An 18,363-nucleotide genomic window follows, 5' to 3' on the forward strand; every position below is an offset into this window, starting at 1 on the left:
CCTTGGCGATGGTCTCCACAATCAACATCCCGGCTGGCTCCCGCCCTGACTGGCTGGGAGCATGGAGGAGAAGCCGGGGGTGGGTCCCGATTGGACGCCGATCAACCCGTCAACCGGGTCCTTCTTCCACGCCGATTCTCAGCCTGCGTCTCGGCGAGCGTCAGCCCCATGCTGACGCGGCCGCAGGACAGGCAGCAGACCGCGCCGGGCATGGGATCGCTGAAGGAGTGATCGCCGCGCATCAGGCCGCCTCCGCCAGGGCGGTCGCCGCGACGGGACCGCCCTCGCGGGCCGCCACGTCGGCGAGGAGCTCCTGGATCTCGGGGATCGTCACGGGGCGGAAGGCCCAGACGTCCACGCCCACGTCGCAGGATATCGACGTTGCCAGGATCGCCCCGTGACTGTGGCCGAACAGGTGGATGCGGCCGCGGAATGCGTCCGGCCACGACAGGTGCGCGTAATGGCTCAGCCAGAGGTCGACGGGACGGCGCATGCCGCTGTCCTGAACGGTGATCCGAGCCACGTCCCGCACCGGCTCGGCCCACGGCAGGTCCTCGGAGCGCTGGTCGTGGTTGCCCCGGATCAGGAGCTTACGCCCGTTCAGCCGCTCGAAGATGGCACGGGCATGCGCCCTGCCGCACCCGTAGGCGAAGTCGCCGATGTGCCAGACCGTGTCGTTCTTGCGAACCCTGTTGTTCCAGGTCGCCACGATATGCTCGTCCATCTCCTCGACGGACCGGAAGGGTCGGGGGCGGCCCATGCGCGGGCTCATCATGCCGCCATGGCCGAAGTGGGTGTCGGATGTGAAGTAGGTCTGCACGGGGAAGCCCCCCTCGATACGAGAACGCGGCCGTCCGGAAAGCCGGACGATGGTGGTTGGCTTAGGCCAACAAGCGTTTCGCAAGAGGATGGGCGGTGCTCATGCCGTCAGCATTGCGGATCGGGGCGGTCCCGGCAAGTGGATCCTGCCGGGATGCTTGAGGCTTCCCTGGCCTTTGCCGTGGAGCCCAGGCGGTTAGAGCCGCCTGCCGTTAACCGAGGAGGTTCTTTGCCATTGCGGCCGGGAGTCCCGTGGGGGAGAATCGGTCATGCCCGAATACGAATTCAACCTCGGTCCGGCCTTCGACGGGCGCCCGCAGATCGCCGAGGAGGCACACCCTGAGGCGCCGCTCGATCTGGAGACGGCGACCTGGATCCCCGAGATCTGCCAGCCGGATCAGACCTTCGGCCGCATTCCGCTCTGGACGGCAGCCGCGCTGCGCGGAGCGATCGATCGTGGCGACCTCACCGTCGAGCGGCACGGTCGCAAGATGTACGTCAGCCGGCGCATGATCGCCGAGTGGAGAGACAGATGCCGGACGACGCCGACGCCCCGAAGCCCAAGCGCGTCCGTGCGCCCCGACGGGACGCCAAGCCACGGACGATCGGCAAGACCGGCCGCGGCGAGCCATACCTCGCATGGCGCCCCGGCCGCGTCGGCCCCGACGGCGCCGAGCGCGCCGGGCTCTGGTTCATCGTCCACAAGGGCCAGCAGCGCGGCACTGGCTGCGGCGCTGGCAAGGACGCGGAGCGTCAAGCGCTCGCTGCGCTAGACGACTACAAGGTCTCCCTCCACGTCGCCGCGACGGAGGCCGCCGGTCCGCGCAAGAACCGCCTCGCCTGCGACGTGCTCGTGGCCGAGGTGCTGGACAGGTATCTCGCCGCCAAGGTCGGAACCGTGTCCCGCGGCGATGAGCTCGCGCAGCGCGTCGAGACGCTCCTGCTCTGGTGGGGCCAGAAGTCCCTCGACCAGATCGACAGCGTCTCCTGCGCCGCCTACGTCGCCTCCCGTGTCGGTACGCCCTGGAAGGCCCATGCCCGGGCCGGGCTCGACCGCGACGGCAACCCGCGGGCCCCCGATGCCGGGCTAGTCCGGCGCGGCCACTCCAAGCCAGCCAAGCAGCGGGTCGTCACCGTGGGCGGGGCACGGCGGGAGCTGGAAGACCTGCGCGCCGCCGTCAACGTCGCGATCGGAGACGGCCTGACGCGCGAGATCGTCAAGGTGACGCTACCGCAGAAGGGCGAGGCCCGGGACCGCTGGCTGACCAAGGCCGAGGCCGCGCGCATCCTCATCGCCGCCTGGCGGAAGCGGGAGGTGCAGACGGTCCATAAGGGCGGGCGCAAGGGCGAGGAGGTTATCGGCCGCCGGTGTGCGCAGCACCTGGCGAGGTTCGTTCTGGTGGCGCTCCAGACCGGATCACGCTCCGGCCCGATCTGTAACGCCAGCTTCCTGCCCGAAGTCGGTCGGCCCTGGGTCGAACTGCGCATGGTCGGCGGCCGCCCGACGGCGACGTTCTACCGTAAGGCGCTCGGGGCGAAGGAGGCCAAGAACAAGAAGGCGCCGACGGTGCCGCTGCCCGACAAGCTGGCCGCGATGCTCTGGCGCTGGCACCACAAGCTCGGCCAGCGCTACGTCATCGAGTGGCGGGGCGAGCCGGTGAAGACGACCCGGCGCGCCTTCGCCAACCTCTGCTACGACCTCGGGTTCGGGGACGACGTCGTCCGGCACAGTCTCAGGCACACCGCGGTCACGTGGGGCATGCAGGAGGGGATCCCGATCTGGGAGCTCGCCGGCTACGTCGGCATGACGGTCGAAATGATCGAGCGCCGGTACGGCCACCACAGCCCGAAGCACATGGAGGAGGCGCGCGCTGGCCTCGGCCGGAGCCGCAAAAAAGCGGCCTAGCGGGAGTTCTTCCTCAACAGTTCGATCTCTTCCTTGATTGCCGTGCCGCACATCCAGACGAGCCGGCTGTACTTGGCCCATTCGGAGTGTGACAGGCGGGTCTTGCCCGAGTGGACGATCTCGGACCGGACCGCGTAGAGCCCCCGGAAATCGGACAGGACTTGCTCGCGGTCGGCTTGGCTCGTCCCGATGAGGTAGGCGAGGCGATTGCTAAGGAGCTCGCCGATGCCGACCATGTCGGTGGTCTTCTTGTCCCCGAGCAGGATCTCGACGGCGACCATCGCCTGGACGAAGGCCATGGTGCCGTTACGGCTCATGGAGCTCGTGGCCAGCCACTGCGCCGCCCGGTTGATCCGGGTAGCCTCCTTCGGGTGGGTGAAGCAGATACGCATCCTCTCGATGACGTCCGCGACGAGCATCTCCATTGGGAAGGCGGGGCCGTACTCCACGAACGCGAAGCCCTCCATGCCCATCAGCATGCTGGCCTCCAGGCCGAAGGCGGTGTCGTGGACGGCGCCCTCCCCGGCGTCGTGGCGATGGACGTGGTGGACGATCGCGGGCTGCGCGAACCCAAGCGGCGTGTAGCTCGGATCGTAGCGGAAGATCCGCAGCGCGATCCCCAGGCCGATGAAGGTCTGCATCGTCTCCACGGCCAAGCGCGCCGTACCGGACATGCCGTACTTGTCGGCGTACCCCTCCAGCGGGACCTGCAGGTAGACGGTGTCGCTCCCCCAACCGTGACCGCCCCCGAGGAGCGCGAGCCGGTTCAAGCCCTCGGGCAGAGGGAGGTAGCCGTCGAGCGCACGCTCGTCCGCGAGGGCGAGGCCGCCACCGATGTCCCGGCGCCCGGTGGCGTCGATCATCGCCCGCAGGACGGAACCGATCTTGTGGGGGAGCCGGAGACTGAAGGTGTAGCGCCAAGGGAGGCTGTTGAGCTCGCCGACGACCTCCCGCGCAAACCTGGCGGCGTCGGCGAACCGCGGCAGGTTGGTCAGCGGCTCTGGGGACGCATCGTCCTTCCAGTCCGCGCCGCCCTCCATCAGGATCCGCCCGATGCGGTCGGCCGCGAAGTCGGAGGCCGGGCGGTCGTCGATCATCGCCGTCAGGGACACGGGCTGCTTGTCCTGCCGGGGGAGCGCGTCGTCCAGCGAGGCCAAGGTGGCCAGGCTATGCCAGTCGAGGAACATGCCGTGGGTCACCCGCAGGTGTCCGAGGGCATCCCGCAGGACCTCAACCATGCGATCCTGGCATTGCGCATGCAGCTTCAACGGCACGAAGGGCCCCACGATTGACTGTGTGGCTTATCGGCAGATCCGCGGAATGGCTACGATTTTGTGGTCGAACTTGTGGTCGAGATTTTCCTCTGCGCCTCGGGAAGGCATTCTGCAGAGGGGAAAACTGGTCGGAGTGGCAGGATTTGAACCTGCGACCCCCACGTCCCGAACGTGGTGCGCTACCAGACTGCGCTACACTCCGAAGGCCGGCGGCTTCGCCAGCGAGCGGGGGTATAGCCGGCACCCGGGCGGGCCGCAAGCGGCATCTCGCGGAGCAGTGCGTTTCGCGGGCGATCAGCACGGGGGGCGGTCCGGCCAATCCGGCGGCAGGGCGCAGCGGGCGATGGCCGCGCCCGGCGCCCGGATCGCCGCGGCGCCGACCGTGCCGGGTCCGGGTTCGAGGTGGTGGAGGCTCCAGGCCTCCGGGTCGTCGCCGGCGATCGCGACGAGGCGGGGCGGCGCCGGCGGCAGGGTCAGGACGAAGCGGTCCAGCGGCAGCGACAGGCCGGCACCCAGCGCCTTCACCACCGCCTCCTTGCGCGTCCACAAACCGGTGAAGGCGAGACCGAGCGCCTCCGGCGGCAGGGCCGCCAGCGCCTCGGCTTCCCAGGGCGCGAAGTGCGCGCGGGCGATGCGCAGGACGTCCGGGATCGGGCGGACCGCCTCGACATCGACGCCGATCGCGGCCGTGGGCGAGACCCCGACGAGGGCGCGGGTGCCCGAATGCGACAGGTTGAAGCGCAGGCTCCCGGCCAGCGCGCCGGCCAGCTCCGGCTTGCCGGCCGGCCCCGCCGTAAAGGCGAGCGCGTCGCCCCCCAAGCCGAGGGCCGGGGCGAGGATCAGGCGCAGCGCCGCGTGGCTCGCGCGAAAACGGTCGCGGTCCTCCGCACGCAGGAAGCGATCCGCCCGGGCGGCCTCGTCGGGCGAGAGCCGCGCGTCGCAGCGCGCGAGCTGGCGCGCCGACAGGGCGAGATCGATGCTCCACACCCGGATCGCCATGCTGGGTCCGGGTTCGGTGACGACCCAGGCACCGTTCACAAGACATACGCCGAAGCCGGCAACGCGTACTTCCCTCCCCCCTCTGCGGGGGAGGGTGGCCCGCGAAGCGGGTCGGGAGAGGGGAGCGCCGTATCCGGTAAGGTCGCTCCCCTCTTCCGACCCTCGCTGACGCGAGGCCCTCCCTCCCCCGCAGAGGGGGGAGGGAGAAGCGCGCGTGCCTTGCCGCGCGTTATCGTATGGTCGGGGCCGGACGAGCGGGGCGGATCTGCGCGCAATGAGGAGCCTTCGGGAATGAGCGGCGCGGAGGATCCACCGGCGCGGGCGGCCCCGCAAGCCGGAAGCGCCGTCGCGATCGCAAGCTTCGGCATGCGGCTGCCGACCCTGCAAGATCGCGGCGCCCGCTACGGCGTGTTCTTCGCCACCTATCTCTACCAGGGGCTGGTCGCCGGGTTCTCGCTGACCGCGCTCGCCAACCATCTCGCGGCGCAGGGCGTGTCGAGCGCCGAGGTGGGCGTCCACTTCGCCATCGCCGGCCTGCCCTGGACAGTGCAGCCGATCCTGTGGGGGCCGCTGGTCGACCGGGCGAGCGGGTTCGCGATGGGGCGGCGCCGGGCCTGGAGCGTGCTCGCGATCCTCGGCTGCCACGCGGCGCTCGCCGGGCTGCTGCTGGTGCCGGACGCCCGCGCGCTCGGCGCTCTGGGGGGCGTCTTCCTCGTGCACAGCACCTTCGCCGCCCTGCTCGACACCGCCTGCGACCGGATGGTGATGGACCATGTCCCGCCGGGCGAGCTCGGGCGGATGAGCGCCTGCACGCGGGCCGGCTTCGTCGCCGGCACCAGCCTCGGCGCCGGCCTGTTCGGCTGGCTGCTCGCCGCCTACGGGTTCGGGTTCAGCACCGCCTGCCTGCTCGCGACCGCCATCCTCGCCGGTCTGCCGATCCTGCTGGTGCGCGAGGCGCCGGGCGACGCCCTGCTCTCGCCGGCGCGGCGGCCGAGCGCGGGGGGCGGGCGGAAGGTCCCGTTCGCGCGGTTCCTGCGCCGGCTGGCCCTGGGCCTGCGCCGGCCGAACGCCCTCCGGCTCGTCGCCCTGTGCTTCTCGGTCGACGGGGCGCTCGCGCTGTTCGAGCTGCCGTTCTCGGTCGATCTCGTCCAGGCGCAGGGCTGGGATGCCGCCGGGCTGTCGCGGCTCCAGGCCGGCATCGCCTTCGCCGGCGGAACCCTGGGAGCGCTCGGCATCGGCCTGTGGTGCGACCGCGCCGGGCCGTTGCCGGCCCTGCGCACCCTGTTCGCGGCGAGTGCCGCCGCGTTCTTCGCCACCGCGTGCCTGATCGCGGGCGGCTTCGCCGGATCGGCCGGCCCGCTGATCCTAGGCTTCACCAACGTCCTGCCCGGCCTGCTGATCGTCGCCCTGGTGCCGGCGCTGATGCAGGCGAGCCGAGGCCGGGCCGGCGCGGCGACGCAGTTCGAGGTGTTCATGGCGGTGATGAACCTCGGCTCCGTCGCGGGCGGGGCGGCCTCGGGTGTGCTGGCGCCGGTGCTGCCGCTGTCGGGGGTCGCCCTCCTTGCCGGGCTGGTCCTCGTCGGCGCGGCGGCGCTGGTCCGGCGCCCGGACCTGATCCTGCCGCGGCAACGGCCCGGCGATGCACGATCGCTGTGAATCGCGACGCTTCGGCTCGGTCTCCAAGTGATCCCGGCCGGGGGGAAATCGGTTAGAAGCCCGATCGCCCCCTGCGGAAGTCTCGAGCCCGATGCCGAAGCCCCAGCCTGCCGCCTCGAAGTCTGCCGCCCCGAAATCGGCCGGCGTCGAATCCGTCGCGCCGGAGGCCGACACGCTCACCGCCGAGGCGGCGCGGGCGCGCCACGCCGCGCTCTCCGCCGAGATCGCCGAGGCCGACCGGCTCTACCACCAGGAGGACGCGCCCGAGATCTCGGACGCCGCCTACGACGCCCTGCGCCGGGAACTGGAGACGCTGGAAGCGCAGGTCCCCGACCTTGCCGGCACCGGCATCGCCAGCGCGTCGGTGGGCGCGAAGCCCTCCGAGAAGTTCGCCAAGGTGCGCCATGCGGTGCCGATGCTCTCCCTCGGCAACGCCTTCGCCGACGCCGAGGTCGAGGAGTTCGTCGCCCGCGTGCGCCGCTTCCTCAACCGCCCGGAGGAACCGCTCGCCTTCACGGCCGAGCCGAAGATCGACGGTCTTTCGCTGTCGCTGCGCTACGAGGACGGGCGCCTCGTCACCGCCGCCACCCGCGGCGACGGGGAGACCGGCGAGAACGTCACGGCCAACGCCCGCACGGTCGAGGACATCCCCCAGGCGCTCGCCGGCAGCGGCTGGCCGGCGGTCTGCGAGGTGCGCGGCGAGGTCTACCTCTCGCACGCGGATTTCGCCGCGATCAACGCCCGCCAGGAGGCGGCGGGCAAGCCGCTTTTCGCCAACCCGCGCAACGCCGCCGCCGGCTCGCTGCGCCAGCTCGATCCGTCGATCACCGCCGCGCGGCCGCTGAAGTTCTTCGCCTACGCCTGGGGCGAGGTGGTGCCGCCGTTCGAGGGAACGCAATCGGGGGTGATGGACCGGTTCCGCGCGTGGGGCCTGCCGGTGAACCCGCTGACCGTCACCTGCACGGATGCGGCCGGCATGATCGCGCATTACCGCCGGATCGAGGCCGACCGGCCGACGCTGGGCTACGACATCGACGGCGTCGTCTACAAGGTCGACGACCTCGCCCTGCAGAAGCGGCTCGGCTTCGTGTCGCGGAGCCCGCGCTGGGCCCTGGCGCACAAGTTCGCGGCGCAGGAGGCGTTCACGGTGGTCGAGGGCATCGACATCAACGTCGGCCGCACCGGCTCGCTCAACCCGCTCGCGCGCCTGCGCCCGGTGACGGTCGGCGGCGTCGTGGTCTCGAACGCGACGCTGCACAACGAGGGCTACGTCAAGGGCGTCGGCGGCGACGGCGAGCCGATCCGCGACGGCCGCGACATCCGCGTCGGCGACACCGTGGTGGTGCTGCGGGCCGGCGACGTGATCCCGAAGGTGATGGACGTGGTGCTGGAGAAGCGCCCGGCCGACGCGAAGCCCTTCGACTTTCCCGAGACCTGCCCGGCCTGCGGCAGCAAGGCGGTCCGCGAGATCAACCCGCGCACCGGCAAGCCCGACGCGGTGCGGCGCTGCACCGGCGGGCTGATCTGCCCGGCCCAAGGGGTCGAGCGGCTGAAGCACTTCGTCTCGCGCAACGGCTTCGACCTCGAAGGCTTCGGGCAGACCTACATCGAGGTGCTGTTCGAGGCCGGGCTCGTGACACAACCGGCCGACCTGTTCACCCTCGAATTCGATCCGCTGAAGGCGGCGATCGTCGCGCGGCGCGAGGCCCTGTCGGCGGAGCGCCGGGCGGAGGGGGCGCCGGCGCCGAAGAAGCCGACCAAGAAGAAGGGCGAGGAGGAGGACAAGGCGATCCACAACCTGCTCGCGGCGGTCGCCGAGCGCCGCAGCTTGCCGATGAACCGCTTCCTGTTCGCCCTCGGCATCCCCGACATCGGCGAATCGACCGCCAAGGCCCTGGCCAAGCGGTTTTCGGACTTTTCGGAGCTGAAGGCGGCGCTGCGGGCGGCGGCCGACGCGCAGGCCGGGCCGGACTGGATCGAGCTCTCCGCGGTGCCGCGGATCGGGCCGACCACCCGCGACCGGCTGCTCGAGGCCGGCCTGCCGGGCGAAGCGGCACATTCGGCTGACGCAGAACCTCCGGCGGAAGCGGGCGATGCCGAGGAGGGCGAAGCCCCGCCGGCGGACGCCGGCAGGATCCGGTTCAGCACCAGCCAGCGCGCCAGCCTGATCGCCCATTACGGCAGCCTGGACGCCGCTCGGGCGGCGATCGCGCGCGCGGCCGAGCAGCGACCCGGGGACGCCTACCGGGTCTTCGCCGACGACGGCGAGATCGGCCCGGTGGCGACCGACTCGCTGATCGCGTTCTTCTCCGAGCCGCACAACGACGCCGCGGTCTCGGCGCTGCTCGCCGAGGTGACGGTGGCGCCGATGGAGGCGGCCGCGCGCACGGCGGCGTTCTCGGGCAAGACCGTGGTCTTCACCGGAACGCTGGAGAAGATGACCCGCAACGAGGCCAAGGCCACCGCGGAACGTCTCGGGGCGAAGGTCTCGGGCTCGGTCTCGGCGAAGACCGACCTCGTCGTCGCCGGCCCCGGCGCCGGCTCGAAGCTGAAGGATGCCGAGAAGCACGGGGTGCGCGTCGTCTCGGAAGACGAATGGCTCGCGATGGTCGCAGGCGCTTGAAGCGCGAGTCCGCGGGTCATAGACCTGGGTCATGACACCCCCGCGGCCGTCCCGTTCAGGCACATGACCGTCGTCGCCCTCGATTTCGAGACCGCCAACGAGCGGCGCGACAGCGCCTGCGCGATCGGGCTCGCCTGGATCGAGGGGGGCCGCGTGGTCCGGCGCGCGTCCCGGCTGATCCGGCCGCCGGAGCTGCGGTTCTCGCCCGGCAACATCCGCGTCCACGGGATCGTCCCGGCCGACGTGCGCGACAAGCCGAATTTCGGCGAGGCGGTCGCCGAGTTCCTGCCCGACCTCGCCGGCGGGCTGATCCTCGCCCACAACGCGAGCTTCGACATCGGCGTGCTGCGGGCCTCGCTCCAGGCCTGCGGGCTGCCGGCGCCCCCCTTGCGCTACCTCTGCACGGTGCAGGTCGCCCGCCGCGTGTTCCCGGACCCGGAGGGCTGCGGCCTCGGCAAGGTCGCCCGCCGCCTCGGCATCCGGTTCGAGCACCACGACGCCGGCGAGGACGCCTATGCCTGCGCCGAGATCGCGCTCGCGGCCGTCCGGCAGACGGAGGCCGCGGACGTGCCCGACCTGTCGCGGGTGCTGTCGCTGCCGGCGACGCGGATCGACGGGACCGCCGCGATCCCGCGGGCGGGCGCCGGCGCGATCAGCGGCCGCATCCTGCGGGCGCTCAAGCCGGCCGAGCCGGACGCGCTGCGCTTCGCCATGCGCGGCAGCACCGGCAACCGCTACGAGGTCTCGCTGGAGGACCGCAGGAGCGGCTTGATGCTGCGCTGCACCTGCATGGCCGGCCGCCACGGAGTGCGCTGCCGCCACGTGAAGGCGCTCGTCGTCGGCGACATCACCGACCTGCTGTCGAACAACCACGCCGACGTCGAGGTGCTGCGGCGCCGGCTGGCCGCGGTGGGGTGAGACGGGACGCCGTCTTGAATCCAAACGCCCACGATGCCGTGAGCTCCCTCCCCCTGAAGTGGGGGAGGGAAAGGGCGATCACGCCGCCTGCTTCGCCGCCTCGCCGTAGAACGTGCCGCCGCTCTCGGCCATGGCGCGCAGGTTGTCGGGCACCGCGAAGCGCGGGCCGTGCTTGGCCTCAAGCCCCTCGGCCAGGGCGACGAAGTCCTTCGCGCCCATGAAGTCGATGTAGGACAACGCGCCGCCGGTGAACGGGGCGAAGCCGAAGCCGAGGATCGAGCCGACGTCGGCCTCGCGCGGATCGGTGATGACGCCCTCGCCCACCGTGCGCGCGGCCTCCAGCGCCTGAACCACGAGGAGCCGGTGCTTCAGCTCGGCGATGTCGAGGGTGTCCGGGTCGAGGTGGGTCGGCTGCAGGTCCTTCAGCCCGGGCCATAGGCGCTTCGGCGCGCCCTCCGGGTAGTCGTAGAAGCCCTTCCGGTTCTTGCGCCCGAGCCGCCCCTGGTTCTCGACGAGCTCGACGAGCAGCGCCTTCTGCGCCGGGTCGACCGCGTCCGGGCCGAGCTGCGCCTCCGTCGCCTTGGCGATCTTCAGGCCGAGGTCGAGGGCGACCTCGTCGTTGAGCGAGAGCGGGCCGACCGGCATGCCGGCCATCTTGCCGGCGTTCTCGATCATCGCGGGCGGCACGCCCTCGTTGAGCATCTTGTGCCCTTCCAGGATGTAGGCGCCGACGCAGCGGTTGGCGAAGAAGCCACGGGCGTCGTTCACGACGATCGGCGTCTTCTTCACCGTGCGGACGTAGTCCAGCGCGGTGGCGAGCGCCCGGTCGCCGGTGGCCTCGCCCTTGATGATCTCGACGAGCATCATCTTCTCGACCGGCGAGAAGAAGTGGATGCCGACGAAGGCTTCCGGGCGCGAGGACGCCTTGGCGAGGCCGGAGATCGGCAGCGTCGAGGTGTTGGAGGCGAAGATCGTGTCGGGGCCGATCACCGCCTCGACCTTGGCGATCACCTCGGCCTTCACCTTCGGGTCCTCGAACACCGCCTCGATGACGAGGTCGCAATCGGCGAGATCCGCGTAGTCGGCCGACGCCTGGATGCGGGCGAGCAGCGCGTCGCGGTCGGCGGTCTTGGCGCGACCCTTGTTGATCTGCCCGGTGATCAGCGCGTGGGCGTAGGCCTTGCCCTTCTCGGCCGCCTCGGTCGACTGGTCGACGAGCACCACCTCGAGGCCGGCATTGGCGGTAACGTAGGCGACGCCGGCGCCCATGAAGCCGGCGCCGACCACGCCGACCTTGCGCAGGCTGGTGGCGGGCACGTCCTTCGGGCGGCGCGCGCCCTTGTTCAGCTCGCCCATCGAGATGAACAGCGTGCGGATCATCGCCGCCGCCTCCTTGGTGCGCAGGATCATCGCGAAGTAGCGGCTCTCGACCTTGAGGCCGAGGTCCATCGGCAGCTGCAGGCCCTCGTAGACCGAGGCCAGGATCGCCTTCGCCGCCGGGTAGTTGTCGTGCGTCTCGCGCCGGTAGATCGCGTTGGCCGGGGGCCAGATCATCATGCCGGCCGGCGAATAGACCTTGCCCGACGGGGCCTTGAACTTCGGCACATCCCAGGGCGCCACCGCCGAGCCGCCGGCGAGGATCCAGGCCTTGGCCTTGGCCACGATCTCGTCCTTGCCCGCGACCTCGTGGACGAGGCCCATGCTCCTGGCCATCGCCGGGCGGATCTGCTCGCCCTTGAACAGCATCTGCAGGGCGTCGCCGGTCTGCATCAGCCGCGCCACGCGCTGGGTGCCGCCGCCGCCGGGAAACAGCCCGACCTTGATCTCGGGCAGGCCGACCCGGGTCTTCGGGTCGGCCGAGACCACGCGGTGATGGCAGGACAGCGCCAGCTCGAACGCGCCGCCGAGGCAGAGCCCGCTCACCGCCGCCGCGAAGGGCTTGCCGCAGGTCTCGAGCTTGCGGAACACCAGCGAGAGCCGGCGCGACGCCTCGAAGAAGTGGCGCATGGCGGGCTCCTCGCCCTGCTCGCGCTTGAGCTTCTCGTATTCGAGCCCGAGGCCCTGCAGCATCGTAAGGTCGGCGCCGCCCGAGAAGTTGTCCTTGCCCGAGGTGATGACGCAGCCCTTCACGGCCGGATCGGCGACGACCGCGTCGACGATCGCCTCGATCTCGTCGATCACGGCCTGCGTGATGACGTTCATCGAGCGGCCGGGGCAATCCCAGACGGCCAGGGCGACGCCGTCGGCATCGGTCTCGAAGCGAAAGTTCTGGAGATTCATCGCTGATCCTCGGATGACCGAACGCATGTAGTCCGGCGCGTTAACAGTGTGGAGATACTTGCTCTTCAGAAGGCTTGAGGGGGTCGAGCAACGGAAACTAGCCCATGATCGTCGATGCCGAGCGTGCCGATGCCAGACCAGCCGACGCCGCGCCGGCCGACGGGAAGGCGACCGCCGGGAAGTGCCGGGCCTGCCGCAACGGCGAGGAACTCGGCTTCGCCTTCACCATGGCGTTCCAGCCGATCCTGGACACGGTCGACGGCCGCGTCTGGGGCTACGAGGCCCTGGTCCGCGGGCCGGAAGGACAGTCGGCGGCCTCGATCCTCGACCGCGTGACCGACGAGACGCGCTACCGCTTCGACCAGGCGGCCCGGGTCAAGGCGATCGAGCTCGCCGGGCGCCTGTTCCCGAAGGACGACCGGACGCGCCTGTCGATCAACTTCATGCCCAACGCCGTGTACGAGCCGGCGGCCTGCATCCGCGCCTCGCTCGAGGCCGCGCGCCGGGTCGGCTTCGAGCACCGCCGGATCATGTTCGAGTTCACCGAGAACGAGCGCTTCCGCGACATCGCCCACGTGAAGCGCATCATCGCCGAGTACCGGCGCCAGGGCTTCCTCACCGCGCTGGACGATTTCGGCGCCGGCTATGCCGGGCTGAGCCTGCTGGCGAACTTCCGCACCGACCTGATCAAGATCGACATGGACCTGCTGCGCGGCATCGACGCCGATGCCGGGCGCGGCGCGATCGTGGCGGGCCTCGTCGCCATCGCGCGCGGCCTCGACGTCTCGGTGCTGGCCGAGGGCGTCGAGACGCAAGCCGAGTTCGACGCCCTGCGCCACCTCGGGATCACGCTGTTCCAGGGCTATCACTTCGCCAAGCCCCGGTTCGAAGGCCTGCCGGAGGTGGCGGGCTTTCCCGGGTCGGAGCGATCCGCGCAGGCCGCCTGAGCTGGGCTGGGGGGCCATGCCCGGATCGCTCCGCCGCCGACGTCAGCGCGCCGGGGCCGGCGCGGGCGCCGGGGCGGGTGCCGGAGTCGGCGCAGGCATCGGAGCCCCGGCCTTCGGCGTGTTGTCGCCGGCCGCCGCGATCGCCAGCATGTTGAGCAGCTTCGTCACCGAGGCCTGCGAGATCGCCGTCACCGACGAGGATGGGTCGGCGTTGATGGCCTGGAACTTGAGGTAGGTCTTGTCCTCGTAGATCTCGTTGAGGTGTTTGAGCTCGGCCAGCGTGAACTTGGTCGCGTATTCCTTCGACAGGCCCTCGACCATGATGCCGCTCTGCTTGTCGAACTCGGCCATCAGCTCCTTGCGGACGGAGTCCGACTTGTCGTCCGGCATCGCGGCGACGGTCTTCTCGAGCGCGGCGTCGAAGCCGGTCTTCAGGTTCTTGATCAGCGTCTTGCTGACGAGCGTCTTGGCCTCGGCGACCTTGTCGGCCGCCTCGTCCGCGCGGGCGGCGATGGGCAGGGCGAGCGCGGTCGTCAGGCACAGGGTGGCGAGAAGGCGGGTCATCGTTTCTCCCAAAAGTTCGTGTCGTCCCCGCCGTTTCCCGGCACGGGTCGGGGCCGGCTCTAGCAGCGTTCGCGCCGAATAGGGAACGCGCCGGCCGGTTCGAGACCGCGTCAGACCCGCTCGATGATCGTCGCCGTGCCCATGCCGGCGCCGATGCACAGGGTCACCAGGGCGCGCTCCTTGCCGGTGCGCTCCAGCTCGTCGAGGACGGTGCCCAGGATCATCGCGCCGGTGGCGCCGAGCGGATGGCCCATGGCGATGGCGCCGCCGTTGACGTTGACCTTGGCCGGATCGAGGTCGAACGCCTGCTGGAAGCGCAGGACCACGGCGGCGAAGGCCTCGTTGACCTCGAACAGGTCGATGTCGGAGAGCTGCATCCCGGCCCGCGCCAGCACCTTCCTCGTCACGTCGACCGGGCCGGTCAGCATCAGCGCCGGATCGGAGCCGATGTTGGCGAAGGCGCGGATTCGTGCACGCGGCTTCAGGCCCGCGGCGACGCCCGCCTCTCGCGAGCCGATCAGCACCGCGGCGGCGCCGTCGACGATGCCCGACGAGTTGCCGGCATGGTGGACGTGGTCGACCGTCTCGACGTCCGGATGCGCGTCGACTGCCACCGCGTCGAAGCCGCCCATCTGGCCCATCTGCACGAACGAGGCCTTCAGCTGCCCGAGCGACTGCATGTCGGTCGCGGGCCGCATGTGCTCGTCGCGATCGAGCAGGGTGATGCCGTTCACGTCGCGCACCGGCACGACCGAATCCTTGAACAGGCCGTCGGCCCAGGATCTGCCCGAGCGGGTCTGGGACTGCACGGCGTAGGCGTCGCAATCGTCGCGGCTGAACCCGTACTTGGTGGCGATCAGGTCGGCGGAGACGCCCTGGGGCATGAAGTAGGACTTGATCGCGATCGCCGGGTCGACCGGCCAGGCGCCGCCCGAGGCGCCGAGGCCGACGCGGCTCATCGACTCGACGCCCCCGCCCACCGTCATGTCGTGCTGGCCGGCCATGACCTGGGCGGCGGCGAAGTTGATCGCGTCGAGGCCCGAGGCGCAGAAGCGGTTGATCTGCACGCCCGGCACGTGGTTGCCGTAGTCGGCGACCAGCGCCGCGGCCCGGGCGATGTCGCCGCCGGCCTCGCCGACCGGGTCGACGCAGCCGAGCACCACGTCGTCGACCTTCCGGGTGTCGAGGCCGTTGCGGTCCTTGAGCGCGCGCAACGCCGTCTCGGCCAGGCGGAGCGCCGTGACCTCGTGCAGCGAACCGTCCGGCTTGCCGCGGCCGCGGGGGGTGCGGACGTGGTCGTAGATGAAGGCCTCAGTCATGGCGTTTCCCTTGATTTTTCCTGCTTGCGCAGCCGCACCGCGAACCCTCTCCCCTCTGCGGGAGAGGGTGGCCCGCGAAGCGGGTCGGGAGAGGGGAGCGCGTTGTCCGGAGAGGTCGCTCCCCTCTACCGACCCTCGCTGACGCGAGGCCCACCCTCCACCGCGAAGGGGGGAGGGAAGATGCGTTGCACCGTCGCGCTCGACCGGAGGCCGCATGAGCCCGAACGCCAAACCGCTCTGGAGGGCGGCCGAACTTGAGGCCGCCACCGGGGGAACGCTCCAGGGCGAGCGCGGCGCCGTCACCGGCGCTTCGATCGACACCCGCACGCTGCAGCCGGGCGACTTGTTCTTCGCGATCCGGGGCGAGGCTCGCGACGGGCACGACTTCGTCCGCGCGGCGCTCGACAAGGGCGCGGGCGCAGCGGTGGTCGCCGCCGACCGCGCCGCGTCGTTCGACGGACCCGTCCTGGCCGTGCCGGGGGAGGGCCCCGATCCGGTCCTCGACGCGATGACGCGCCTCGGCCGCGCGGCCCGCGCCCGCACCGCGGCCCAGGTCGTGGCCGTGACCGGCTCGGTCGGCAAGACCGGCACCAAGGAGGCCCTGCGCCACGTGCTGTCGGCGCAAGGGCAGACCCACGCCTCCGTCGCCTCCTACAACAACCACTGGGGCGTGCCGCTGACGCTGGCGCGGATGCCGGCCGAGAGCCGCTTCGGCGTGTTCGAGATCGGCATGAACCACCCGCGGGAGATCGTGCCGCTCGTCGCGCAGGTCCGCCCGGAGGTGGCCCTCGTCACCACCGTCGAGCCGGTCCACATCGAGCACTTCGCCTCGCTGTCGGCGATCGCCGACGCCAAGGGCGAGATCTTCTCGGGCCTCGCGCCCGGCGGCGTCGCGGTGCTCAACCGCGACAACCCGAGCTTCGCCCGCATCCACGCCCATGCCCTCGCCTCGTCGGCCGGGCGCATCGTCACCTTCGGCGAGCACGAGGAGGCCGACGTGCGTGCGCGCCGGATCGTGCTGCGCCCCGACCTCTCGGTGGTCGACGCCGTGGTGATGGGCCAGCCGGTGACCTACCAGCTCGGCACCCCCGGCCGGCACACCGCGATGAACTCGCTCGGCGTGATGGCGGTGATCCACAGCCTCGGCGCCGACCTCGCGCGCGCCGCCCTGTCGCTCGCGGCCCTGCGGCCGCCGGTCGGGCGCGGCGAGCGCACCGCGCTCCAGCTTCGCGACGGCGAGGCCTTCCTCGTCGACGAGAGCTACAACGCCAACCCGGCCTCCGTGCGCGCCGCGCTCTCGACGCTGGCGGCGATCGAGACCGGTCCGCGCGGGCGCCGCATCGCCGTGCTCGGCGACATGCTGGAGCTCGGGGCGGCCGCGGACGCGCACCACCGCGACCTCGCCGGCGCCGTCGCCGACCACGGCGTCGACCTCGTCTTCACCGCCGGCGCCCTGATGGGCCACCTGTTCGAGGCGCTGCCGGTCGCGCGCCGGGGCATCGCGGCGGCCGCCTCGGCCGACCTCGTCGAGCCGCTGGCCGCGATCCTGCGGCCGGGCGACGCCGTGATGGTCAAGGGCTCGAACAGTATTCGCATGGGTCGGATTGTCGAGGCGCTCAAAGCCCGCTACGCGAACCCCCCGGCGCGCCACGACGCGTCGGCCCTGTCCGCCGGGCCGTGACCGGCACCTGATCGTCCGCCGAGGCCCCGGGACCGTTCGCGTCCCGCCGGCGCCCTTTCTTCGTGTGAGCCAAGCCGCCGAGCCCCCGGATGCTGTATCTCCTGTCGGACCTGAGCGGCACGCTCTCGGCCCTCAACGTCTTCCGCTACATCACCTTCCGGACGGGAGGCGCGCTGTTCACGGCGGGCCTGTTCGTGTTCTGGTTCGGGCCGCTGATCATCTCGCTGCTGCGCCTGCGCCAGGGCAAGGGCCAGCCGATCCGCGAGGACGGGCCGCAGACCCACCTGCTGACCAAGCGCGGCACCCCGACCATGGGCGGCCTGATGATCCTGGCCGGCGCCATCGTCGCGATCCTGCTCTGGGCCAACCCGCGCAACCACTACGTCTGGATCACCCTCACGGTGACGCTGGGCTTCGGCGCGATCGGCTTCTACGACGACTACCTCAAGGTGACGAAGCAGTCGCACAAGGGCTTCTCGGGCAAGCTCCGCCTCGGGCTCGAGGCCCTGATCGCGATCACGGCCTGCTACGCGATCTCGTACTTCTCGCCGTCCACGCTGCAGAACCAGCTCGCCTTCCCGGTGTTCAAGGACGCGCTGCTGAATCTCGGCTGGTTCTACGTGCTGTTCGGCGGCTTCGTCATCGTCGGCGCGGGCAACGCGGTGAACATGACCGACGGCCTCGACGGGCTCGCCATCGTCCCCGTGATGATCGCCTGCGGCACCTTCGGCGTCATCGCCTACCTCGTCGGCAACTCGTTCACCGCGAGCTACCTCCAGGTGAACTACGTGCGCGACACCGGCGAGCTCGCGGTGGTGGCCGGCGCGGTGATCGGGGCGGGGCTCGGCTTCCTGTGGTTCAACGCGCCGCCGGCGCAGATCTTCATGGGCGACACCGGCTCGCTCGCGCTGGGCGGCCTCCTCGGCGTCGTCGCGGTGGCCACCAAGCACGAGATCGTCCTGGCGATCGTCGGCGGCCTGTTCGTCCTCGAGATCATGTCGGTGATCATCCAGGTCGCGTCGTTCAAGCTCACGGGCAAGCGCGTCTTCCGCATGGCGCCGATCCATCACCACTTCGAGCAGAAGGGCTGGAAGGAGCCGCAGGTCGTGATCCGGTTCTGGATCATCGCCGTCATCCTGGCGCTCGCCGGCCTGGCGACGCTCAAGCTGCGGTGAGCTGTGGTAGACTTTGCGCAACCGACGCTTGTCCCGCCCCCGCCCTCATCCTGAGATGCGCCCGCGAAGCGGGCGCCTCGAAGGAGTCCTCCAGCGACCGCCATGTGTTCTGGAGGTCGCCTTCGAGGCTCGCCGACGCGGGCACCCCAGGATGAGGGGGGAGGGGCGGGACAACCCCGATTGCCGACCTGTTCCGAGTTTC

13 protein-coding genes and 1 tRNA gene are annotated in these 18,363 nt (G+C 71.1%); 7 read left to right on the plus strand and 7 right to left on the minus strand.

Annotation, left to right across the window (positions count from 1 at the left end; genetic code table 11):
- Window positions 1-241 precede the first annotated feature (241 nt).
- Complete coding sequence (locus MKK68_RS26995; protein ID WP_244033492.1) at window positions 242-820, minus strand: metallophosphoesterase; 579 nt, start codon at window positions 818-820, stop codon at window positions 242-244.
- Window positions 821-1,351: 531 nt separating this feature from the next.
- Between MKK68_RS26995 and MKK68_RS27000 the strand changes: the two genes are divergently transcribed.
- Window positions 1,352-2,725 (plus strand): site-specific integrase, encoded by a 1,374-nt coding sequence (locus MKK68_RS27000; protein ID WP_244033493.1) that lies wholly within the window; start codon window positions 1,352-1,354, stop codon window positions 2,723-2,725.
- On the opposite strand, the gene MKK68_RS27005 is transcribed toward MKK68_RS27000, so the two are convergent.
- The 3 genes from MKK68_RS27005 to MKK68_RS27015 all read right to left on the minus strand — a co-directional run bounded on the left by MKK68_RS27005 (window position 2,722) and on the right by MKK68_RS27015 (window position 4,998).
- Window positions 2,722-3,963, minus strand: a complete 1,242-nt coding sequence (locus MKK68_RS27005) for a HEPN domain-containing protein (RefSeq protein ID WP_244033494.1) — start codon at window positions 3,961-3,963, stop codon at window positions 2,722-2,724. The two genes, MKK68_RS27000 and MKK68_RS27005, sit on opposite strands and share 4 nt — an antisense overlap.
- Window positions 3,964-4,124: 161 nt before the next feature.
- Window positions 4,125-4,201 (minus strand) — tRNA-Pro (locus tag MKK68_RS27010).
- 92 nt (window positions 4,202-4,293) lie between these two features.
- Window positions 4,294-4,998, minus strand: a complete 705-nt coding sequence (locus tag MKK68_RS27015; protein WP_244033495.1) for a 4'-phosphopantetheinyl transferase family protein — start codon at window positions 4,996-4,998, stop codon at window positions 4,294-4,296.
- Window positions 4,999-5,289: 291 nt separating this feature from the next.
- Here MKK68_RS27015 and MKK68_RS27020 point away from each other — a divergent pair, with 291 nt between their 5' ends.
- The 3 genes from MKK68_RS27020 (at window position 5,290) to MKK68_RS27030 (ending at window position 10,195) form a co-directional block, all read left to right on the plus strand.
- A complete protein-coding gene (locus MKK68_RS27020) occupies window positions 5,290-6,654 on the plus strand; it encodes an MFS transporter (protein WP_243934080.1) in 1,365 nt (454 codons plus the stop codon).
- A 91-nt stretch (window positions 6,655-6,745) separates the two neighbouring features.
- Window positions 6,746-9,277, plus strand: coding sequence for an NAD-dependent DNA ligase LigA (gene ligA, locus MKK68_RS27025; protein ID WP_244033496.1), 2,532 nt, complete (start codon window positions 6,746-6,748; stop codon window positions 9,275-9,277).
- 63 nt (window positions 9,278-9,340) lie between these two features.
- Complete coding sequence (locus MKK68_RS27030; protein ID WP_243931738.1) at window positions 9,341-10,195, plus strand: 3'-5' exonuclease; 855 nt, start codon at window positions 9,341-9,343, stop codon at window positions 10,193-10,195.
- Window positions 10,196-10,273: 78 nt separating this feature from the next.
- Here the strand turns inward: MKK68_RS27030 and MKK68_RS27035 are convergent, their stop codons facing one another.
- Window positions 10,274-12,475, minus strand: coding sequence for a 3-hydroxyacyl-CoA dehydrogenase NAD-binding domain-containing protein (locus MKK68_RS27035; RefSeq protein ID WP_244033497.1), 2,202 nt, complete (start codon window positions 12,473-12,475; stop codon window positions 10,274-10,276).
- A gap of 227 nt (window positions 12,476-12,702) precedes the next feature.
- Here MKK68_RS27035 and MKK68_RS27040 point away from each other — a divergent pair, with 227 nt between their 5' ends.
- Entirely contained in the window at window positions 12,703-13,422 is a 720-nt protein-coding gene (locus MKK68_RS27040) for an EAL domain-containing protein (protein WP_244033524.1), read from the plus strand.
- 42 nt (window positions 13,423-13,464) lie between these two features.
- On the opposite strand, the gene MKK68_RS27045 is transcribed toward MKK68_RS27040, so the two are convergent.
- Both MKK68_RS27045 and MKK68_RS27050 read right to left on the minus strand, forming a co-directional pair.
- Window positions 13,465-13,986 carry a hypothetical protein gene (locus MKK68_RS27045; RefSeq protein WP_243931742.1) on the minus strand — a complete coding sequence of 174 codons (522 nt, stop codon included), beginning with the start codon at window positions 13,984-13,986 and terminating at the stop codon, window positions 13,465-13,467.
- A 110-nt stretch (window positions 13,987-14,096) separates the two neighbouring features.
- Window positions 14,097-15,305 (minus strand): acetyl-CoA C-acetyltransferase, encoded by a 1,209-nt coding sequence (locus tag MKK68_RS27050; RefSeq protein ID WP_244033498.1) that lies wholly within the window; start codon window positions 15,303-15,305, stop codon window positions 14,097-14,099.
- Between the two features lie 214 nt (window positions 15,306-15,519).
- Between MKK68_RS27050 and MKK68_RS27055 the strand changes: the two genes are divergently transcribed.
- Window positions 15,520-16,986: a UDP-N-acetylmuramoylalanyl-D-glutamyl-2,6-diaminopimelate--D-alanyl-D-alanine ligase gene (locus tag MKK68_RS27055; protein WP_244033499.1), complete on the plus strand. Its 1,467-nt coding sequence runs from the start codon at window positions 15,520-15,522 to the stop codon at window positions 16,984-16,986.
- A gap of 89 nt (window positions 16,987-17,075) precedes the next feature.
- Window positions 17,076-18,161: a phospho-N-acetylmuramoyl-pentapeptide-transferase gene (mraY, locus tag MKK68_RS27060; RefSeq protein WP_147729392.1), complete on the plus strand. Its 1,086-nt coding sequence runs from the start codon at window positions 17,076-17,078 to the stop codon at window positions 18,159-18,161.
- Window positions 18,162-18,363: the final 202 nt, after the last annotated feature.

This window comes from Methylobacterium sp. E-016, assembly GCF_022829745.1.
In the GTDB taxonomy this organism is placed as follows: Bacteria; Pseudomonadota; Alphaproteobacteria; order Rhizobiales; family Beijerinckiaceae; genus Methylobacterium.

Excerpts from the sequence above, each read along its gene's own strand:
- MKK68_RS27015 (WP_244033495.1), bottom strand. The coding sequence starts at position 4,998 with ATGGCGATCCGGGTGTGGAGCATCGATCTCGCCCTGTCGGCGCGCCAG.
- MKK68_RS27050 (WP_244033498.1), bottom strand. The coding sequence starts at position 15,305 with ATGACTGAGGCCTTCATCTACGACCACGTCCGCACCCCCCGCGGCCGC.
- MKK68_RS27030 (WP_243931738.1), top strand. The coding sequence starts at position 9,341 with ATGACCGTCGTCGCCCTCGATTTCGAGACCGCCAACGAGCGGCGCGAC.
- MKK68_RS27040 (WP_244033524.1), top strand. The coding sequence starts at position 12,703 with ATGGCGTTCCAGCCGATCCTGGACACGGTCGACGGCCGCGTCTGGGGC.
- MKK68_RS27055 (WP_244033499.1), top strand. The coding sequence starts at position 15,520 with ATGAGCCCGAACGCCAAACCGCTCTGGAGGGCGGCCGAACTTGAGGCC.
- MKK68_RS27005 (WP_244033494.1), bottom strand. The coding sequence starts at position 3,963 with ATGGTTGAGGTCCTGCGGGATGCCCTCGGACACCTGCGGGTGACCCAC.
- MKK68_RS27020 (WP_243934080.1), top strand. The coding sequence starts at position 5,290 with ATGAGCGGCGCGGAGGATCCACCGGCGCGGGCGGCCCCGCAAGCCGGA.
- ligA (WP_244033496.1), top strand. The coding sequence starts at position 6,746 with ATGCCGAAGCCCCAGCCTGCCGCCTCGAAGTCTGCCGCCCCGAAATCG.
- MKK68_RS27035 (WP_244033497.1), bottom strand. The coding sequence starts at position 12,475 with ATGAATCTCCAGAACTTTCGCTTCGAGACCGATGCCGACGGCGTCGCC.
- MKK68_RS27000 (WP_244033493.1), top strand. The coding sequence starts at position 1,352 with ATGCCGGACGACGCCGACGCCCCGAAGCCCAAGCGCGTCCGTGCGCCC.
- mraY (WP_147729392.1), top strand. The coding sequence starts at position 17,076 with ATGCTGTATCTCCTGTCGGACCTGAGCGGCACGCTCTCGGCCCTCAAC.
- MKK68_RS27045 (WP_243931742.1), bottom strand. The coding sequence starts at position 13,986 with ATGACCCGCCTTCTCGCCACCCTGTGCCTGACGACCGCGCTCGCCCTG.